This is a genomic window from Paenibacillus sp. GP183 (assembly GCF_900104695.1).
In the GTDB taxonomy this organism is placed as follows: Bacteria; Bacillota; Bacilli; order Paenibacillales; family NBRC-103111; genus Paenibacillus_AI.
Map to the genome: position 1 here is coordinate 638494 of NZ_FNSW01000001.1, position 15724 is coordinate 654217.

The window sequence follows — 15724 nt, forward strand, 5'->3', positions numbered from 1 at the left end:
CCTCTCCTTCCCCTTAAAAAAGTGCATTCTCTTTGCTGTATTTTCTAACAAGTGCATTGGTTATGAATACCAGGATCATCCCAACCACGGCCTGGTATAGCCCTGCTGCAGAAGACATTCCAATATCCCCATTGGTTTGAAAGGTGCGGTATACATATGTATCAATAACATTGGTAGTGGGGAAAAGCGTTCCTGAATTCAATGGAACTTGAAAGAATAATCCAAAGTCGGAATAGAATATTCTGCCGATCCCAAGCAATGTCGTGATAATCATCAACGGATATAATAAGGGAACCGTTAAATAACGAATTTGCTGCCACCTTGATGCCCCATCGATCGTAGCTGCTTCATAATAATCGGTATCAAAACCAATAATAGCTGCTAGGTAAATCAGTGAAAAATAGCCAATCCCTTTCCAAGTGTTTACGATGGGTAATATATAAGGCCAGTATTTGTTTTCGGAGTACCAATCTATCCCCTCTATACCCAAGGGCTTCAATATAGAGTTGTTAATAAAACCATTTTCAACGCCTAAAAAAGCGAAAACAATATAACCCACGATTATCATGGATAGGAAGTACGGCAGAAAGATGATGGATTGATAAAGCTTACCCATAATACGGCTTTTCACTTCGTTAAACAAAATAGCTATTCCGACCCCGCATACTAGATTCAAAAATATAAATATTGCATTATAAACCAATGTATTTCGCGTAATCACCCATGCATCGGATGTGCTGAATAAAAATTTGAAATTTGTCCAGCCTATCCACGGACTTCCAAAAATGCCATCGGTATAATTCACATTTTTAAAAGCGATAATAATACCAAACATCGGCAAGTAATTGTTAATTAGAAGAAAGGCGACTCCAGGTAAAAACATCAGATAAAGTGCTTTGAACTGCATAATATGGCGTAACCCAGCATTTTTTTTTCGTTCATTTTGTTTAACCATTTCTACTGGTCTATTTAAACTAGCCTCCTGGTTCAAGTAAAACCCTCCTCTTATGCGGCAAGCCTTATGCTTTTTTGCTTCTTCTGATTATTAGTATAAATGGATTCGAAATCTTGCTCGACGGGTAAATATGACTAATCCACTTATACTATTGTGACTTTTAAATATACTAAAAACCCCTTAGATTGAAGCTAAGGGGTTTAACGAGTTTATAAATGGGTATTATTATGAATGGGACTTGCGATAATCCTGAGGTGTTGTGCCCACGAAACGTTTGAACATTTTGGTAAAGTACGGAATGTTGCAATAACCGACTAATGAGGAAATATCACTAATTTTTACATTTGTAGAAGCCAATAATGACTTCGCTTTTTCCATGCGTTTTTGCAATATGCAATCTGTCAGCGAATGTTTCGTTTCCTTACGAAATAATCGTGACAGATAAGCCGGATTGAAATGGACATGCTCCGCTATTTGCTCTCTGCTCATATCCTCTTGTAAATGCTCATCTATATAATCGTATATTTTTTGAATGACTGATGCCTGTTCATTATCCTCTGTATTCATAACATCTGTTCCTAATGATACAATTCGCTGTGACCACAAATTAAATTGGGCTAAGACTTTATTAGATTGGGTGACATTGCTTCTTTCCATCTCTAAAAGTGAAACATAGGTTCTTAGCAAATTAGGAAAAGTTGAAACACCCCCAACATAACAAGATAAGTGACAATAAAAATAGTGGTTGCATGCTTTGAGATACTTTTCACATCGAAGTGTGATTTCTTCTAGATTTAGAGATTCCACAGGCTTAATATAGAGTAAAATAAGATTATGCCCGCTTCGATCTTGGATAACACTGCCTAAGTCGCTTTGGACAATCAGTTCACCAGCTGCGTTTCGCAAGGCGTACTCCATGACCTCTTCCTCACGGACAGTCAATTCCTTCTGCCATAATTCAACACTAATGAGTATAGGCAATACCGAAATATCGGGTGATAGACTTAATTGATATTTGGTAATCAACTGTTCTAATTCATACTTTGAAGGAGAAATTCTCTGTCCAAAAAAATCCTGCCAAAATCTTTCCTCCATTCGCGGCTTTTGTGATTCGTATAACAAAGAATATTTTTGGTTGGTCCGATCATCAACAATCATCTGCAAGACACGGCTCACCACCGCTTTCAATTCATCGTAATTGACAGGCTTCAGTAAATAATCAAAGCTGCCCAGATGAAGCGCAGTTCGTGCATAACTAAAGTCAGCATGTACTGTCACAAAAATCATTTCAGTTTGCGGATAATTTAGCTTCATCCACTCTAATAGATCTAATCCACTATTTAAAGGCATTTCTATATCACAAATCACTAAGTCTATTGGAAAAAGAGCAAACTTTTGTTTAGCCTCTTCTACGTTATACGCCTCGAAAACCTGTGTAATATTAAACTCAGACCAATCAATTCCTTGTGTGATTCCCTTGACCGCATATAATTCATCATCCACAACCAACATATTATACATCGTCTTCCTCCTCTTTATCTTCATAACTTAAAGGAATCCCTATTTTTATTTCTGCACCTTTATTAGACCCATTGTTAAATAATAATTTGGCTTTGGCTTCGTATTGTATTCGCTGCCTTTGCATCACATTTTGAATACCCAAATGCCCGTCATCAAAAACTTCATTCTCGTACGTCCCATCTTGTAATTTGCGTAGTATCGGCTCGGGAAATCCGATCCCATTATCACTGACTTCAATCCACAATAGATCATCAGCTGCTTGATCATTCTCATCAATAAGGATGCGAATAACAAATAATTCTTTGAGGGAAGCAAACCCATGGATGATGCTGTTCTCAACAAAGGTTTGAATGGTTAAGGGAAGGATTATACAATTCAGAAAACGGTCCGGGAGCACAATCTCATAATTGAGTTGATTAGGAAAACGCAGCTTCTGAATCTCTAAGTAATTTTGGATATGACGGATTTCAGATTCAAGTGAAACAGTGCCATTCTTTGTTTGAATAATAAATCGAAAATACTCTGCAAGAAGCTGTGTCATTTTCTGAATCAAGGCATATTCTTTAATTGCCGCTAGGCTGTGTATAATATTTAGCGAGTTCAAATAAAAGTGCGGTCTTATTTGTACTTGCAAAAGCCCGAATTCAGCATCCTGTGTTCGAATTTTTTCCTCATAAACGTCGATCTTTAATTTAGATATTTGGGTAACCATATTATTGAAGGTACCCATTAAAAAGGCAAACTCACTGGAATGGTTTTCATTCAAGCGAGTGTTCAAATCTCCACGCATTATCCGATTCATCCCCTGAATCAAGGTTTTCATTGGCTTCAACAGCACTTGGCGCAATAGAATAAAATAAAATAATAAAAACAAAAATCCGCCCAAAGGTACAATATAGACAGCTAATCGAAAAAATGGCAGATTCCGAAGAATCGTCTCCTCGGGGATCATCACTCGGTACTTAATATTAGCAACATCAGAAAGCACGCCAATCAGCAAATATTTCTTCCCGCCTGCTGGATCGGTAACGGTTTGAAAAAGATCATCTGGCTTTAATAGCGTATTCATCGCTACTTTTAGTTTGGAGTCAGATAAGGTAGTAGAGGACGCAACTTCACTTTGCTTGGAGAGAATAACGGCCCCTCCCGTTGAGCCAATTTCCAAAAAACCCAAGGAATCGACCAGCCGGTCTGTATTAACAAGCGCTCCGGCCAGTAAATTATTACTAAGACGCACAATTTTAATCAGTGCCATCCCAGTTCCAGATGGAATCAACTGCCATTCTTCGATTACTTGAGCGGGTGGCGCTTCAAGGTCGACTGTCAATTTATTCAGTATGGTATCTCTTTCGGTATAGTAATCTCTTTTCGAAGCAAAAATTAAATCATGCGCTCTGATATTATATAGAAAAAAAGAATCCATTAGCGGGTAATAATTCAGAGTCGTACGGAAGCGTTGAAACAGCTTTACTTTGTTGATCACATAATCATCACTATCGAATGGAATAAAATCAACGGAATTCACTTCCGTTTCGTTTTCGTTCAATAAATTCAGATAATTCGTGGCTTCTGTAAACATCTGATCCAGCTGTTTAACATACTGATTCAATGCATTACTATTGGTTTTCGAAACTTGTTCACGTACAACATTACTTGCATATATGTTATTAAATAACAGAAAACAAACCAATGGAACAATAATGATCAAAAAGCCAACAACGAACTTAAACCGTAAGGAATGTCTCATTGCGAACGCCCTTCCAAGGTGTCATATAGAAATAGTCAAAGCATGTATATATTCTACTTCGGTTTTACTGCAGAACTCACATTAATCCATCCAAAAAGGTAGTTTTTTCCTCCAATATTAACACATGAAATTTCCACTTCAAGAAAAAATTTTATATTATCCTGCCCGATAACATTGCAAAGTTGCCGAAGACCTGGCAGTCTTTATTTGAATTTTGAGCTAGCGATTTCCATTAGCATTCCTGTAGAGCGTTAAATTTGAGCTTTGCAAAAAAACGAGCGCCTCGGTACGATGGGAGTAGGTAACGGGTCAAAGCCCTTTTAAATCCCATCATCCAGGAGGACGCTCTACTATGAAGTTTAAATCGCAAGCCAGACAAAATCAACTCATTGAAAAAATTACCTCTTCGCATCTTGTTGTCGGGATCGACATCGCTCAGCAGACACATGTTGCCCGCGCTGTAAACTTTCGCGGCATCATCATTGGAGAAGCGTTGTCGTTTACGAATGACGAAGATGGATTTAACAGCCTACTTCAATGGATCCAGAAGCTGCAAACAGCTCATCATTTAAGTGCGACCGTTGTCGGCATGGAACCCACGGGACACTATTGGCTTAACGTGTCTCGATGGTTGGCTGCACGCCAATTTGAAGTCGTTTTGGTGAACCCGCATCTTGTGAAAAAGAACAAAGAGAACCGAGATAATACGCCTTCGAAGAGCGACAAAAAGGATGCCCTTGTCATCGCCGACATGGTGAAGAACGGGTACTACTCGTTTAGACGCAACACCCCGGAAGCGTTCGTGGAACTCCGTGTTCTTCTTTCGAACCGGGACTCTGTGGTGAAACGTCTCGTCAGCGCAAAAAACCAAATCCACCGTTGGGTGGACATTGTTTTCCCGGAATTGCGGCATGTATTCAAGCACATCACGTGTATCGGTGCCTTGGTCACGTTACGCCTCTTCCCTACACCAGCAGAATTAAGCCAACTACAACCGCAAGACGTGATTAAAGGGTGGAAATCAATCATGAAGCGGCACAGTGGATCACGAAAAGCCCAGGAACTCGTTACACTGGCCAGCCGCTCTGTCGGATCTCGCCAAGCTACGCATGCATACCAACTGCATTTGAAGCAACTGCTTGCAGAGTATGACCTGGCCTGCGAGCAGCTGCAGGTCGTAGAGCAGGAGATCGTCGCTGTGTTAGAGCGCATCCCCTTTGCAAAATCCATGCTTGCGATCAAGGGATTGAGTGCAATTTCACTGGCCGGTATTCTGGGTGAGGCTGGGGATTTAAGCGGATTTGTTCACGGGAATGCCTTGCTGCGCCATGCCGGCCTCAATCTTGCGGAATCGAGCTCCGGTAAATGGACGGGAAAGATGGTCATTAGTAAGCGCGGTCGCTCCCGGCTCCGCCGCTTCCTCTATATAGCGACCATGTGTTTAGTGATGAATAATCCAGAGTTTCAAGCGATGCATAAATACAATGTGAATGTGAAGAAGATGAAGAAAATGAAGTCCATTATGAAGCTCTGCGGTAAATTGGCTCGCATCTTGGTGGGGATGGCTCGCAGTGGTCAAGCCTACACACCTATGAAAACATGGCCACTTGAGCAAGCAGCTTAAACCTCAATACCGTTTTGTAAGACGTAGATTGGCTTATTCGCAGGATTTCAAAGAAAGCACGGAGTACCGGATACATTAAACCAAAGGGCACTGACCCGTACCGTTAGCAAAACCGGCCTCCACCCCTTGGATAGGTGTAACGAAGGAATGAGAGGGCTATGACCCGTTGAGACATGGGAGTGAAAACCTCCGAGGGTGGCGTGGAGAATGCGTGCAGTATATGGAAACAACTGGAGATATTACTCCTCTCCTCTATTCCCGCAGACCTTCATGTTGCCCAAGTATAGTACGGTCACCCCCCACTCATCCTAAACTCTTAACCAAAGAGGTGAAATCCTGCGAATAAGCGAGCATGCGTGAGAAAAATGAATCATACCGAGGGAGCTTTAACGCCCGAATATATGTAATGGTTCTAATTAATCCTTGCAAGCTCGTGCTACTTCTGATGCATAATGCTGTTTAACAAGACCGTAATCACCAATAAACTCGTTAGTGTCCTTTAAACAAACAGCCCATAGTCCAAAACCATCATTCTGGTATCTCTCTATATTTCGTTAGTCTTGTGTTTGCTGAATACTAAATGGAGTTGGATAAAACTCCATTGTTTCAGGGTCTGAAAAATGTTATGAAGAGCGTTGATATCTTCATCTTTATAGTGTCTTAAAAGCAACCTGGAAGTTTCAAGTACAATCACTTTTTTCCCCTTCCCTACATATTGCCATTGCTTGTTGCTAGTTTTCTGAATACCTAACAGTCATCTATAACAACCATAAATCAGTTGAGGTTGTTCAGCTATCCTGCAGTTTAATAAAACGGCTGTGTTGCAAAAGTTAAAAATCGATAGTTTTATTCTTGGTTTATCAGGAATTTATGCTGACAATCCAAATAATTTATTAATCCATTCAACATCGGAAACAACAGGTATTATTTCAACATGTTGCTTCCTTAGCATATGAAAAGCTTCAATTCCTGTTATTGTTTTCTTGGCAGTCTGAAATGTTTTAAATCCCAACATGTGATTCGTAATCCTTTTTATAAACCGATGATCCTGTTATATTATGTTGTTAAAATACTTCACCTGTCTTATTATGGTTTCTTTTGATAGACTCTTTTCATCTATTAATTGCTCTATTGCCGGTGGGTAAGCAGGGTTCATATCCACCGTTATTACACGCAGTGATTCGTCAATGTCGTCACCAATGTCTGTATCGATAATTATGTTCTCGCGATTCATCAGATACTGCCTCTTTTAGTTTGGTTTGCCTGCTTCTTATTCTCATTTTCAGCAAATGAACCGATTTGATTCCAAGTTGGACCGTAAGTTATTTAAAGTGCCCTCGCGGCTTTTTGCCGCTCCACCTTTCGTCTACCTTCTCGTTTACCGATTGGTATCTCGCGTCTACACTGATCCGATACTGGTTAGTCGTATTCTCGAGTGAACAGTGAAGCAAAAACATACCGAAAATGAGAACATCTCCAGCTTGAAAAGTTGTTGTCGCCCACTTTCCGCCAAATTTCTCAGTAATTTCGAGCGGATCATCGGTATAGTGTCCAATACCGTCCCTATCCGAATCCTTTCTGCCGTACGACCGTTTCAATTCTTCGAAACGATGCGAGCCGAGACAAATAGCCAGTCCACCCATTTCATAGGATATATCTCCCAATGGGGACCATACTGTGTAGACGTTTTGCGTTCCTCTACCCATATAGACAATATCATAATGAGCTCCGGTGAAATCTCCCTTGCCTACTGCACGGAGCCATTTGTAATGATAAGTAAGCGTCTGTTCACCAAGGAGTTCATCAAAAAAGCGTATGACATGATCTCCATTTAATACATTAAGCAGAGCTGGCAGGTCCTCATTTGTACCACCCATGAAAATGGTTTTGCTACCGTCGGCCATGATGCCTTCCTCCAACAGTGTGTCCCGGTCCAACTTCCCCATCTGGTCCATTTTTTTCAAAATACATGTTCGGGCATATAACACCTTTTCTCGATCATGAAATCCGCGGATCAGCAAGAACCCGTCTTCTTTCATCCGTTCGCGTAGTGCTTGCACATCGTACAAAATATCATTCGAACTTCTGAGCTCCGTTAAATGAGGACCACCCATCTCTAGTTCGCGACTGCCTACTTTAACCATCATTTGCACATACACTCCTCTACTCATTCGTGATCAAGTCATTTAGTTTATGACTTATAATTTAAGTGTAGGGGAAATCAACGAATTCATCCATGGATATCTGTTTTTATTTCATGTACAATAGTACAAATAATGAATTAATTTCAGTTAATAACTAACAAATTCAATGTATAATAGAACTTATACGAGGTGGTGGAATACAGTGTCTTACATGAATATCCCTTATGGATTAGGGAAAAAATCAGCGATTCCCCTTTGCAAATTTATATCCATTTGGAAAGTGCAAGCAAACGACGCATACCAAGTCTGCAAAGGAGAGGGATTCAATGTCCCCGGCCTGTTTATCACCTATGAAGGAAAGGGAACCTTTTCTCGATCAACAGACCGACATGAACTACACGCAGGTACATATTTTTTCGTTCAAGAGGCTGTTTCATCTACCTATAGATGTCAAAATGATGATTGGAAGTTTTATTTTCTTGACTTTAACAGTTTGGACATGACACGCTTTCTCCAACTTCCCGTCTGTGAGGTCGTTTCAACGGGTAAACTGGCTGAGGCCATTCAAATATGCGAGCGAATGATCGACAACCTGATCGCACAGCCGACCGGATACGCTTACTCCGCCAACATACTGCTACAGGAAGTACTACTCCTCTTCGCCCGAGAACAAACGGTTGCGGACACGTTCCGTCATACGGAGTTGAATAAGATACTTATCTTTATGCATAAAAATATTGACAAGCCGTTCCGAATCGAAGAACTAGTACAAAAAAGCGGCTTGTCCCGCACGTCCTTCTTTACCCGTTTTCGCTCCATAACTGGGCTGTCCCCAAGCAACTATATGTTAAACCTAAAGCTAGAGTCGGCAAAAGCATCTCTCGAGACGACAAACTTGTCGGTCAAGGAAATCGCATCTACCTTACATTTTTATGACGAATTTCACTTTTCTAAGTTGTTTAAGAGAAACTGCGGTCTGTCCCCAAGCGCATTTCGTCGTCTGAAAAATTCCGGACAGAATCCACCGGTGTTGCTTTCTTAGAAACAATTGACTTAGAGATAAAGCGTCATTCAACTGCGTATTCCGGCTTATCCGGACGGTGATTCCGGAAGTATCCGGACACTTTGTCAAGTGATTTGATCTTACGATAATGCCGTATTGTTTTCAATAGATTTTATTGTTTTTTCGGCCATCACTTCCAGCATGGATTTCTTTGAATCCAACAATAAGACATAAGAGTTGTGGATAATTCGATCGGTTCTGGTGCAAGAAATAATAAACACCAACAACAGGTATCGTGAAATTATTTTTTAAGCTATCCTACCGAATAACTGATTGAAGAGTTGAACGTTATTAAGAGCAGCCAAATTCTTCAATTGACCTGCCCCATTTTGATCATGTGCATTGTTTCAATTCCTTCTATTGTTTTCTTGGCTGTTTCAAATGATTTAAAACCAAACATCGGATTCGTTCTTTTCTTAATGAAACGATGATCTATATGACTACTAATTGAATTGTTGCAAAATAGTTCCTTTCCCGTCATCTATTTTTACTTCAGCATAAGCCCCATTTATAAATGTGATTTGTGGAGGGAGATGACCACAATCAATGTCATAAATAACTGGTATTTGAAGCTCATCAGAAAGGTCTTTATAAACGTCTTCAACTGTGTAGTGTTCAACAGGAAGATTTGCGGGACTTCGACCAAACATAATACCTGAACATTGTTTAAACCATCCTGCAAACTTCATTTGAACTAATGACCTACGTAAATCCACAGTTGTTAACTCACAATTTTCTAAATACCATATTACAGATTCCCCATTGAGAAATTGTTTTCTAAAGCCTTGTACATCACCGAATGGTGTACCAATCAAATGTCTTATCACGTCTATACACCCACCAAGTAAACGACCTTGTATTTTCTCATTGGAATTTGAAACGGTTTTCCAATAGGTTTGTTCTGTTAAATTAAAAATACATAGTGAAGGGTTAGTGGGCCAATCTCTCTGATATTTTGCTGAGGATTGTTGAAGTATTGATCCTCCAGTTTTAGTTGATAACACATTCTGCCACATTGCAGTCGTATCATCCGAATATTCTCCTCTTAAATCAATTAAATTAGTTCCATGAGCAGTCGCTATTCCTGTCTTTAAAGTGGTTGCTAATAACAATACACTTATATCTGAATACCCTAATATCCATTTTTCACTTATATTTTCAAAATCAACAAATTCTAGCATCTCAATCAAAAGTTCTCCACCCCAAGGAGGAATGATGATGTCGATATCTTTGTTTTGCATCATTTCATTAAATTCAACAGCACGCTTTTTGGCAGAAGATGATTTTGCTTTGTTTTGAGTCAAAACGGTATCTCCGCAAATAATATTAAATCCTTTCATCTCCAAACGACTACAAGCAAGTTTAAACATTTCATGAAATTCGACTTGTACTCCAGATGAGGGTGCTGTTATTCCTATCATTGCCCCTTCATCTAAATATGGATACTTAATCATACTGATCCCTCCAAAACATTTTACATTATTTTATCAAATTGAAATCGTTCTTCAACTAGACTGTCCGTTATCGGAGCATAGAGCTACGCTTGCAACAGATGGTATTTAACTCCGTTAATAATTGCATAGTAATAAACATAGTAATTTAAAAACTTCTTTTCCAAAGCCCACTTGGACAGGAGCTGAACCCACCTTTTTTATAAAACTCCACATGCTCAGGGACAAAAGTTATAGTTACAATGCCCAGAAGTTACAGCGTTCTAATAATGTAGGGAAATCTTTATTTCGTCTTTCCCAATCAATTGGCTCTCGTAAATCTGGTACTTCGTGGTCTCTAATTAGAAGATTGATTAAAAATCGTAATAAACAACTAATAAAGCAAAACGGACATTAAATTGCCCGTCGTTTATGCTATATTTGTCAAGACGCCTATTATAAGGGGGATTGAAGTTTTTGGACAAACAGTATTACATTCAACGATTAGGGCAAAATCCGGAACCGATTGAAAAACGTGAATTAATCAAGCTATTCCTTAACATTCACCATGAATTTTTTAATAAAGGCCAGCAATACGATATATATTGTTGTACCGATAATCGGTATACAATACAAACTCTTGTCCAGTAATTCGGCATGTAATATATGTGTCCGATAGATCCAAAAGCATCTACTGACAAAGCTTCCGTTGAAATAACCACTAAATTAAAGCGACAAATACAGGCAATCAAGAAGTTTATGCAGCGAGGAAAACTCAAGTTGGAAAACACTATATCTTCATGTCGCTTTTCGGAAAACCATATAACTTCTTGTCCTGCGCAAAAGACAAGAAGTTATATCTATAAAACAAAAAAACCGCGCTGGGCGCGGGCCACTATGGATATATGTTCTTGTCCTCCTTCAAATTATTTGCTGCGATGAAAGTCTAACGACATGTTTGCTTGTGAAGCTTTGCTTACCCCCGTTTATACTCAATTAGCCAGCAATCTTTATTTTCCCCTTCGTGCCACTCGTGTTGCGGCAGGATTTTCACACGAACAAAGCCGCATTTCTCATAAACTCTCAGTGCCCTTGTATTCCAGGTTTGCGGGTCCATGACGATCCGGTCAGCATGTTCATGCGTGATTACAAAATCAGCCATCGACGAGACAAGTTCAGTTCCAATGCCTTTGTTCCAGCAGTCGGTTTCCCCGATAAATTGGTCCATGCCATAAATCCGTTCCTTTGCCTCAGCATACCCATACTCCAACCGTTCTTCCTCACTAATCGGATAATACTGGATATAACCGATAGGCCGCCCTTCCTTTTCGACGATGCATTGAGTAATTCGTTCCCGCTTTTCATAAAAATGCCGCCTAACCAACTCTTCGTCATGCGGACGGTCTCGTCCCTCATAATATAGTAGTACGGCCGGGTCGTTCAGCCATTGCACCAGCAACACGGCGTCGCTTTCAGTCAGAGTTCTTACTTTGATACCTATGTGCTCGTATAAAATCATTGGGGAGTCCTCACTTCCGTGCCAAAAATGATTTTCATGTTAGGGCCAATGGGGCTGCCCTATCGGTATTGAACTATCGTACCCGTCAATATTAGACTTAGTGGAACAAACTACCTTCCCCTTATTTAATAAGTTCAATTGAAGAGTGGAGATCGTTGCTGGTTTTCTTCATATAGGTTACAAAATCATTAAATTTCTCACCTTTCCAGCTCCATTGGGGATTCCCCTTACTGGAATAAACATTATAATCGATAGTGTTACCCAAGCTTTGTTTAAATTCGTTTGTGATCATCAGACCGTCTTCATTGGCTTTAATCTGGTTGTTAATTATCTGATTGCTTCTGGTATCGAACGCTAAATTGAGCTCACCGTAGCCGAGATGGTTGGCGTTGTTATATATTAATTCATTCTCCTGTATGACGCAGTTTAAGGTCGATCCCCGGTGTTCGTCGTATCCGCCAAGTGAAATTCCCGAAGCGCGGTTTTGATATATTCGGTTATGCAATGCCTCCACTTCCGACGTTTTCCCGCCGGCATGCTCGCTGGCAAGTTCAATGCCATAATCGTTGTCATGGATATCGTTATCCTCAATAGACACTTTCGTACCGCCGTCAACATAAATCCCCGCAGCAGCATATTGGTTGCCGTATGCCGGGTTGCGATAAGAAGAGATGTTGTATACGTGATTTTGGAGAATTACGCCGTTTCTCGCCCTGTCATTCGCCGGATCCGGTGAAACACCTTCAAATCCGATAATCACGATGCCTATATTATTGTTATCGTGAATAGAGTTTCTAACCACCCGAAACCCATCCACATTGCCATTGATAGCAAGAGCTTCGCTGGAACCCAACTTCAGGTTATACAACTCGTTGAAATCGATGAAAATATCATGCTGCGGGGAGTCCGATGTTCCGTATACTGCGATTCCATGTGCGTCACCACCATTATGGCCTTGGAAGTCAGTCCCCATATCATGAATGATGTTTCCGGAAATTCCAATATGATGGCTTGCACCTTTGACAAAAATTCCGATTGGAGTTGTACCGGCTTGTTCCGTTCTATAGTTGCGCAGCTCAATATCTTGTACCTGAACGTAGCTCGCATCTATAATAAAACATATACCCTCGGTATCCACCTTCACGCCTGTTCCATCCAAAATCGCATGTTCTCCTTCGGCGCTTCTAAGTGTGATAAAGCCTTCAGATTCGGAGCCTGATTTTTGGATTTTCACAGTTTGATGATAAACACCACCCTTCAGTCCCGCCCGGCAGTACGGCGTCGATGGCGGTTTGAATGTTGGCTAAAGGTGCGTCGACGGTGCCGGGGTTGTTATTGTTACCAGATGGTGAGACATAAATATCTTTTGTCAAGATGACTGCGGAAGTATTAGGAGCTACAGATTCCAGAACATCGGAATACGCAGATTTTTGAAAAGCTGAAATCATTCCCCCTGTGACTATGGTAACGAAACTGATTCCAATGACTACCCACTTTTTTTTCATGGTTGCTCCCAATCATTTTATTTTATTTCAAATTCATCCCAATCCACGAGATTCCATATTCACGAAGTCAGAACAAAGAAATGATGTTCGAAAATAGTTCAGCGTTCTTCTTCGTTATCCTTACCCTTACTATAATTTATCGACAAATGTTCGGTGAAAATAAAGTTTAGACTGCCGCTGACATTATTGCAAATGGCATGACCATGGGTACATTACTGCGTTATCCTGCCGTTAGCGGAGCAATAAAAAAGCGGTTGCCGAAGCAACCGCCATTTCACTATCGTTTCCGTTAGCTGAATGACCAGCACTTCTACCTGTGGTAGGTTCACCTAGAAAGCAAACAAAAGCAACACTCCTAATGTTTGGAAATGTTTACTTAATTATAAGTTTAACCACCAGACTACTGCACATTCTGGTAATTTAGCCAGTTTTTCTTTAACCACCTTCTCCGCTAATATATCACCAAAGAAAAAACGTGTAAGCCTTTCTGCTTCTCCTAGGTTTTCAAAGGTATAATCAGTTCTTATCCATTTATGAGAACAACCATATACGGTTTCAAGAAGAGAATAGTATTCGCTTAAGAAATTTGGAGGATTGGGCGTTTCTGACCCGGTTCCAAAATTTTCAATAATAATTGCGGTACCGCCAGGACGAAGAACACGTTTGATTTCCATCATAACTTGGTGAATATTTTCTTTCCAATTTTCAACATTGGAACTTCCTAGATAGCAAATACTCCAACCTGATACAATTAAATCAGCACTGTTATCTTCCACAGGTAGTTTTCTATGGTCAGCAACTTGAGTTCTCCAATTATGTAATCCTGCTTTTTGAAGTTTATTTGCAGTAACTTGTAACATTGCTTCTGATTGATCTAAAGCCAAGATTGATTTAACCTTTGGGGCTAGAACACATGTTAGTCTTCCAGAGCCAGCCCCTATGTCTAAAATGTCTAAACCTTCAACTCGCTTAATTGTATTGATTGTTTCATAAAGACTTTCTTGCTTCGAAATGAGAAGATCATAAGTTTCAGCTTGATTTGAATAAATTTCTTCATGATTTGGCATTTCCGGTGTTCCCCCTTAAGATAAATGTTTACAAAGTTATCATAAGGATTGACGTTAGGAGAAGGTCAAGTCATTTATTTGTATTATCTGATTGGAACGGCATAAACGATATAAAGTAAATCGTTTAATTGTCTATGTTTAGTGATATAGCCATTTTCGTCAAACCAATTCAGTAATGAGGAACATATTGAATAATACTCATTTTGAATAGTTTTGATTAAGTCCGTTTTCCCTTGCTCGTTCAAATCTTTAATATATAGTTCTTTTTTTGTTTCATTTTCGAACATTAAATCAGTAATACAAATTCTTCCATGAGGTTTTAATACTCGACGCATTTCATCTAATGCCAAAAGTTTTTGTTCGTCTGATATATGGTGTAGTGCGAAGGTTGTTACTATAAAATCGAATTGCCCATCCAAGTATGGAATAGCAAGAAAATTCCCAAGTTTAATTTCCATTTGTGGATGCTTACTTCGGCATTGTTTCATCATTTCTTTTGACTGGTCAATTCCTGCCATTTGTACTCCCTTGTCAAGAAACTTTCCTGCTAAATTACCAGTTCCTGTTCCAATATCTAACCCTCTTTCTCCAACCCTTGGAGAAACCCATTGGATAGTTATTTTAAGAGCTTCCTCGTAACCTTTATATTCGTTGTCATTATTTAAAACCCGTTCGTCATGAGTTTTTGCTTGATGGTCAAAGTCCCATTTATCCCTCCAATTTTTTCGCATTTCTCTAAGTCTTTTCGACCCCTCAGCGAGTAAGAAAATATCATTTAATGGAAGTGAATTTTTATATTTTAAAAGTTCAATCATGGTATCAGTTGTTTCAATAATTTGTTTTAACTCAAGCCATTGGGAAAAAATAATAGAACGTTGCATTTCCAGATAATATTGCAGTTGTTCCTTATCTTTTTCATCAACTTCTGGTAATGCTTTTTTTATATCTGCAATTGTCATTCCTGCTTCTCTAAGGGATATAATAGTTTGTAAACGCCATACTTCCTTTTCGTTAAAAGTTCTATATAGATTGTTTTCCTGCTTATAGGGTGAAATTAGCCCTTTATCTTCGTAAAAGCGAATTGCTCTCGGAGAAATATTCAATTTTGTTGCTACATCTTTGATTTTCATTGTGTTTGATCAATCCTCC

At 39.6% G+C, this 15724-nt stretch carries 12 protein-coding genes and 3 pseudogenes; 2 read left to right on the forward strand and 13 right to left on the reverse strand.

Translation table 11 applies throughout. The features are described from left to right. Positions 1–13: 13 nt before the first annotated feature. From BLV33_RS03155 to BLV33_RS03165, 3 genes are all read right to left on the reverse strand, one after another. Positions 14–907 (reverse strand): ABC transporter permease, encoded by an 894-nt coding sequence (locus tag BLV33_RS03155; RefSeq protein WP_253187195.1) that lies wholly within the window; start codon positions 905–907, stop codon positions 14–16. Between the two features lie 273 nt (positions 908–1180). Beyond that, positions 1181–2476 (reverse strand): response regulator transcription factor, encoded by a 1296-nt coding sequence (locus BLV33_RS03160; RefSeq protein ID WP_171908990.1) that lies wholly within the window; start codon positions 2474–2476, stop codon positions 1181–1183. Next, positions 2469–4223: a sensor histidine kinase gene (locus BLV33_RS03165; RefSeq protein ID WP_090788219.1), complete on the reverse strand. Its 1755-nt coding sequence runs from the start codon at positions 4221–4223 to the stop codon at positions 2469–2471. The genes BLV33_RS03160 and BLV33_RS03165 overlap by 8 nt, the downstream gene beginning before the upstream one ends. 352 nt (positions 4224–4575) lie before the next feature. On the opposite strand from BLV33_RS03165, the gene BLV33_RS03170 reads away from it, so the two are divergent. Next, a complete protein-coding gene (locus tag BLV33_RS03170) occupies positions 4576–5847 on the forward strand; it encodes an IS110 family RNA-guided transposase (protein WP_090788221.1) in 1272 nt (423 codons plus the stop codon). 455 nt (positions 5848–6302) lie between these two features. On the opposite strand, the pseudogene BLV33_RS29800 reads toward BLV33_RS03170, so the two are convergent. The 3 genes and pseudogenes from BLV33_RS29800 to BLV33_RS03190 all read right to left on the reverse strand — a co-directional run. Further along, positions 6303–6541 (reverse strand): annotated as a pseudogene (locus BLV33_RS29800) (GNAT family N-acetyltransferase); the annotation flags it as partial. 174 nt (positions 6542–6715) lie between these two features. Continuing rightward, positions 6716–6934: pseudogene (locus BLV33_RS28660) on the reverse strand (DDE-type integrase/transposase/recombinase); the annotation flags it as partial. A 235-nt stretch (positions 6935–7169) separates the two neighbouring features. Beyond that, entirely contained in the window at positions 7170–7994 is an 825-nt protein-coding gene (locus BLV33_RS03190; RefSeq protein ID WP_090788226.1) for a phytanoyl-CoA dioxygenase family protein, read from the reverse strand. A gap of 208 nt (positions 7995–8202) precedes the next feature. On the opposite strand from BLV33_RS03190, the gene BLV33_RS03195 reads away from it, so the two are divergent. Beyond that, positions 8203–9033 carry an AraC family transcriptional regulator gene (locus BLV33_RS03195; RefSeq protein ID WP_253187196.1) on the forward strand — a complete coding sequence of 277 codons (831 nt, stop codon included), beginning with the start codon at positions 8203–8205 and terminating at the stop codon, positions 9031–9033. A 331-nt stretch (positions 9034–9364) separates the two neighbouring features. Here BLV33_RS03195 and BLV33_RS03200 read toward each other — a convergent pair. From BLV33_RS03200 to BLV33_RS03230, 7 genes and pseudogenes are all read right to left on the reverse strand, one after another. Further along, positions 9365–9487 (reverse strand): annotated as a pseudogene (locus BLV33_RS03200) (DDE-type integrase/transposase/recombinase); the annotation flags it as partial. Between the two features lie 10 nt (positions 9488–9497). Next, positions 9498–10508, reverse strand: a complete 1011-nt coding sequence (locus tag BLV33_RS03205; protein ID WP_090788230.1) for a S66 family peptidase — start codon at positions 10506–10508, stop codon at positions 9498–9500. Between the two features lie 952 nt (positions 10509–11460). After that, on the reverse strand, positions 11461–12003 hold the full coding sequence (locus tag BLV33_RS03215) for a GNAT family N-acetyltransferase (protein WP_090788232.1): 543 nt from the start codon (positions 12001–12003) through the stop codon (positions 11461–11463). 121 nt (positions 12004–12124) lie between these two features. Further along, the gene (locus BLV33_RS03220; protein WP_253186950.1) at positions 12125–13237 is read right to left on the reverse strand and encodes a right-handed parallel beta-helix repeat-containing protein; all 1113 of its coding nucleotides are present in this window, start codon (positions 13235–13237) and stop codon (positions 12125–12127) included. Next, a complete protein-coding gene (locus BLV33_RS29805) occupies positions 13206–13508 on the reverse strand; it encodes a hypothetical protein (protein WP_253186951.1) in 303 nt (100 codons plus the stop codon). Before BLV33_RS29805 ends, BLV33_RS03220 begins: the two co-directional genes overlap by 32 nt. A gap of 380 nt (positions 13509–13888) precedes the next feature. Continuing rightward, the gene (locus tag BLV33_RS03225) at positions 13889–14575 is read right to left on the reverse strand and encodes a class I SAM-dependent methyltransferase (protein WP_090788234.1); all 687 of its coding nucleotides are present in this window, start codon (positions 14573–14575) and stop codon (positions 13889–13891) included. Between the two features lie 83 nt (positions 14576–14658). Next, positions 14659–15705 (reverse strand): MerR family transcriptional regulator, encoded by a 1047-nt coding sequence (locus BLV33_RS03230; protein ID WP_090788235.1) that lies wholly within the window; start codon positions 15703–15705, stop codon positions 14659–14661. Between the last annotated feature and the right edge of the window lie 19 nt (positions 15706–15724).